1 protein-coding gene and 4 pseudogenes are annotated in these 4,775 nt (G+C 53.2%); 4 read left to right on the top strand and 1 reads right to left on the bottom strand.

Annotated features, from left to right (window positions below):
• Nucleotides 1-68 precede the first annotated feature (68 nt).
• Nucleotides 69-646, bottom strand: a pseudogene (locus tag BBW68_RS15285) (IS1 family transposase); the annotation flags it as partial.
• Between the two features lie 323 nt (nucleotides 647-969).
• On the opposite strand from BBW68_RS15285, the pseudogene BBW68_RS15280 reads away from it, so the two are divergent.
• From BBW68_RS15280 to BBW68_RS00810, 4 genes and pseudogenes are all read left to right on the top strand, one after another.
• Nucleotides 970-2,470: pseudogene (locus BBW68_RS15280) on the top strand (ISL3 family transposase).
• 133 nt (nucleotides 2,471-2,603) lie between these two features.
• The gene (gene nadA / locus BBW68_RS00820) at nucleotides 2,604-3,665 is read left to right on the top strand and encodes a quinolinate synthase NadA (protein ID WP_070133609.1); all 1,062 of its coding nucleotides are present in this window, start codon (nucleotides 2,604-2,606) and stop codon (nucleotides 3,663-3,665) included.
• Between the two features lie 26 nt (nucleotides 3,666-3,691).
• Nucleotides 3,692-4,374 (top strand): annotated as a pseudogene (pnuC, locus tag BBW68_RS00815) (nicotinamide riboside transporter PnuC); the annotation flags it as partial.
• A gap of 176 nt (nucleotides 4,375-4,550) precedes the next feature.
• Nucleotides 4,551-4,775 (top strand): annotated as a pseudogene (locus tag BBW68_RS00810) (IS6 family transposase); the annotation flags it as partial.

Raw genomic sequence — 4,775 nt, 5'->3', positions numbered from 1 at the left:
AGTCTTTGGAAGATAAGACCTTTCAATAACACGAAAGGCTAACTCATCAATATCTTTGCAACAGTGCCATGCCGTTCAATGCGCTGCGTGTAACGTTTGCTGATAACGTGCAGCTTTCCCTTCAGGCGTGATTCATACAGCGGCCAGCCATCCGTCATCCATACCACCACATCAAAGGGCGACAGCAGGCTCAGAAGACGCTCCAGCGTGGCCATAGTGCGTTCACCGAAGACGTGTGCCACGACCATCCTCCGTATCCTGTCATACGCGTAAAATAGCCAGCGCTGGCGTGATTTAACACCGACGTAGCCCCACTGTTCGTCCATTTCAGCGCAGACAATGACGTCCCAGCCCGGTTGTATGCGCGAGGTTACTGACTGCGGCCTGAGTTTTTTAAGTGCCGTAAAATCGTGTTGAGGCCAACGCCCATAATGCGGGCGGTTGCCCGGCATCCGACGCCATTCATGACCATATCAATGATTTTCTGGTGTGTACCGGGCTGAGAAGCGGTGTAAGTGAACTGTAGCTGCCATGTTTTACGGCAGTGAGAGCAGAGATAGCGCTGATGTCCGGCAGTACTTTTACCGTTACGCACCACGCCTTCAGTAGCTAAACAGGAGGGACAACTGATGGAAATGGAAGCCACTGAAGCACCTCAAAAGCACCATTATACACTAAATCAGTAAGTTGGTAGCATTACCCGGATGGGCTTACTGGCCTGTCTCAACGAGTGAGACTTGGGAAGCATTACCCACGAAAATCTATGCGGCCCAGAACGCGCTGGAATTCCTTTCATGCTCCGGCAGGAGCTTAACCGAATGCCATTGCTTCCGCAACTTGGGTGGAGAAATACTGATGAAACTTTCTCGTTAACAAGGATCTAAGCTGTTTTAAGTTATGGACAACGTAATGCCCTCATTTAAGACACGTTTACAGTTACCTTGCGGATGGCAAAACGGCTGACAAGGTATTAGCCCTGATGGTATAACCCTCCATCTCCTTAGAAAACGCAAAACAGCACTATGTCCTGAATGCGCTTAAGCGCAGCGACTCCGTTCATAGTTGTCGCCGGCACCGGAGACAACATCTACCCTGCTCAGGCCAGACGCTATGGCTGGTATTTGCCGTCCGCCACTGGTACTGCCGTAACCCAGCCTGTTCACGCAAAATTTTTGCCGAGTCGCTGGCTCCCTTCGCAGGTTCACATCAGCAGTCTTCACAGGCGTTACAAAATTTACAGCATCAGCTGGGATTAATAGCCGGCGGTGAGGCTGGAAGACGAGCGGCAGCGGCAGCGGGTCTCCGTAGCAATGCAGATACTCTTCTTCGCAGGGTTATCAATACTCCGGAGACGAAACCGCTAGGCACGGCCCATGTTGGTATCGACGAGTGGGCGTGGCATCAGGGCCACCGTTACGGCACGTTAATAGTCAATCTTGATACTCACCGACCCCTCGTCCTGCTTCCCGGCTGCGATCAGCGTACGCTGGCGGCTTGGTTCAGAAAATATCCAGAAATACAAGTTGTCTCGCGTGATCGCGGCGGTATCTATGCTACAGCAGCACGTGAAGGTGTACATCAAGCCAGACAGGTGGCCGATCGCTGGCACTTGATGAAAAACATTGGTAATGCGCTCGAACGGATGATGTATCGACATATGCCTCTGATACGTCTTGTTGCCAGTGAATTGTCGCCAAAGAAACCAGCTGAGCTAAAACGGGTGGAACCAGCCCCATATATCCGTCGCCCGGAGCGATTTAAGCAGCAGACTCGTAATAAACGCCACCAACGCTGGGTGGAGATAATGACCCTGCATAAGAATGGATATGGGCTCCGTCAAATGTCAGGCACATTTCCTGAAATGTCGACCCGTCCCCGGAAACCAAGCTTTCTGGCCCCCTGACGCGGGTGACTGGAGGAACAGCGTGAAAGCGGTAACCACAATGGCAACCAGATATGGAGGCAAATGGTGGCAAAGGGGTTCACCGGTAGCGAGACCACCGTCAGGGATGAGGTAGCCAAATGGCGTAAAGGTGGGATCGCTTCTGTTACTGGGCTAGCCCGTCTTCCATCAGCTTCACGCGTGAGCCGTTGGTTGATGCCCTGGCGAATAATAATGGGCGAAGAGACTTATGCTTCCCGCTTCATCGGACTGATGTGTGAAAAAGAACCGCAGCTGAAAACAGCACAACAACTGGCACTGGACTTCTACCGGCTCCTGAAAACAAAAAACAAGCCACAGCTAAGCAGGTGGTTCACTCATGTCAGCGAAAGCGGACCAGTTAAGCTTCAGCGTGTTGCAGCCGGGATGGAAGCTGATGCAGCAGCAATATGTGAAGCCATAACCAGCAAATGGAGTAACGGTGTAGTCGAAGGGCACGTAAACCGCCTGAAAATGCTGAAGCGGCGGATATACGGGCGTGCCGAGTTCGAGTTACTGAGACAACGAGTAATGAGCCCTCTGGCTTGAAAGGTTCCACCCAATTGCGGAAGACCCATTTTTCAGCTATCGTGTTTAGCATATAAAAAAACCAACCGTAGAGTTGGCGCCGGACGGGCCATCTACGCTAATTCGGTTAAGTTGAATGAACGAGAGTCGCCTTATGAGCCTGGTGTTCGATCCCGAATCCGCCGTATATCCTTTTCCGTCAAAACCGGCCCGCTTATCCGTTGATGAAAAACAGTTTTACCGCGAAAAAATTAAGCGCCTGCTGAAAGAGCAGGATGCGGTGATGGTGGCACATTACTATACCGACCCGGAAATCCAGGCGCTGGTCGAAGAGACTGGCGGCTGTGTCTCTGATTCGCTGGAGATGGCGCGCTTTGGCAGCCAGCATCCGGCTTCCACGTTGTTGGTAGCCGGGGTGCGCTTTATGGGCGAAACCGCCAAAATCCTCAGCCCGGAAAAAACCATTTTAATGCCGACGCTGCAGGCCGAGTGCTCGCTCGACCTCGGCTGCCCGATTGACGAGTTCAGCAAATTCTGCGACGCTCACCCTGACCGTACCGTAGTGGTGTACGCCAATACTTCCGCAGCGGTCAAAGCACGCGCTGACTGGGTCGTCACCTCCAGCATTGCCGTTGAGCTGATCGAGCATCTCGATAGACTGGGCGAGAAAATCATCTGGGCGCCGGATCGCCATCTGGGTCGGTATGTAACGCGCAAAAGCGGCGCGGATGTGATCTGCTGGCAGGCCGCCTGCATCGTCCATGACGAATTTAAAACTCAGGCGCTGCAGCGGATGAAAGCGCTATATCCCCATGCCGCCGTGCTGGTCCATCCTGAGTCGCCGCAGGCTATCGTCAATCTTGCCGATGAGGTCGGTTCGACCAGCCAGCTGATTCAGGCCGCGCAAACCCTGCCGCACAAGCAGATAATCGTCGCCACTGATCGCGGCATCTTCTACAAAATGCAGCAGGCCTGCCCGGAGAAAGAGCTGCTCGAGGCACCGACGGCCGGCGAGGGTGCCACTTGCCGCAGCTGCGCGCACTGCCCGTGGATGGCAATGAACGGTTTGCAAGCCATTGCTGACGGTCTGGAGCAAGGCGGCAGCGATCATGAGATCTTTATTGACGATGCGCTGCGAGAAGGAGCGTTGATCCCGTTGAATCGTATGCTAACCTGTGCTGCAGATCTCAAACTCAACGTGAAGGGTAATGCCTGACGTTACGCTCTGGACAGGATGGCAATATGGATTTTTTCGGCACGTCGAATGTTCTGGTTCATATCCCCCTTGGGGCCGGTGTCTACGATCTGTCATTGATTGAAGCTATCGGTACCCTCGCCGGGCTGCTGTGATCTGGCTGGCGAGCCTAGAGAAGATCGTCCACTACGCTTTTGGCCTGATCAACGTCACGCTGTTCGCGGTAATCTTCTTTCAGATCCAGCTGTATGCCAGCCTGCTGACGTTCTTTTTCATCGCCAGCATTTACGGCTGGTATGCCCGGAGCCGCTAGACTAGTGATAATCAGCAGGCACTGAAGATTCGCTGGCTGCCACGTCCCCAGCTCCTGACTTGGACAGCGGTGATTGTCATCGCCATTGCACTGTGACGCTGTATATCGATACGGTATTTGCACTGCTAACGCGTGCCGAGGTGAACATCATGCAGGGCTTGGGCTTCAACGTGGTGATGCCGCAGCTGCAGCTGGATGCTTTCCCGTTCTGGGATTCATGCATGATGGTATTGTCGATTGCTGTGATGATCCTGATGACGCGCAAGTACGTTGAAAACTGGCTGCTGTGGGTGGTGATAAACCTGATCAGAGTGATGATATTCGCCCGTCAGGGCGTATACGCCATGATGTTGGAGTATATGATCGCGCTGAATGGGTTGTGAGTGGATTAAAAGCGCCCGCCAGAGAGAATGGCACGGGTCAACCGGACAAAGATCGCCCCCTACTGTTAATGATGGTGGTGATGCTGATGCTTGCCACCGCCCCATATCGCAATCATCGCCATCGCAACGCTGATACTCCATCTGCACGGCACTGTTGCAAAGATCTGGCGATGGTAAACTGATGCCACTGTTTAGTTGAAGGAGCAGCACATGAACCCATTTAAAGGTCGACATTTTGAGCGTCATATTATCCTGTGGGCCGTCCGCTGGTACTGCAAATATGGCATCAGTTATCCTGAGCTGCAGGAGATGCTCGCTGAGCGAGGGGTAAATGTCGATCACACCACGATTTATCGATGGGTTCAGCGTTATGCACCTGAGATGGAAAAGCGGCGGCGCTGGTACTGGCGTCAACCTTCCGGTTTTGGCTCATGG

The organism is Candidatus Erwinia dacicola (assembly GCF_001756855.1).
GTDB classification, from domain to species: Bacteria; Pseudomonadota; Gammaproteobacteria; order Enterobacterales; family Enterobacteriaceae; genus Erwinia; species Erwinia dacicola.
The sequence above is the reverse complement of the archived record's forward strand: the minus strand, read 5'-3'. Positions and strand labels throughout refer to the sequence as shown.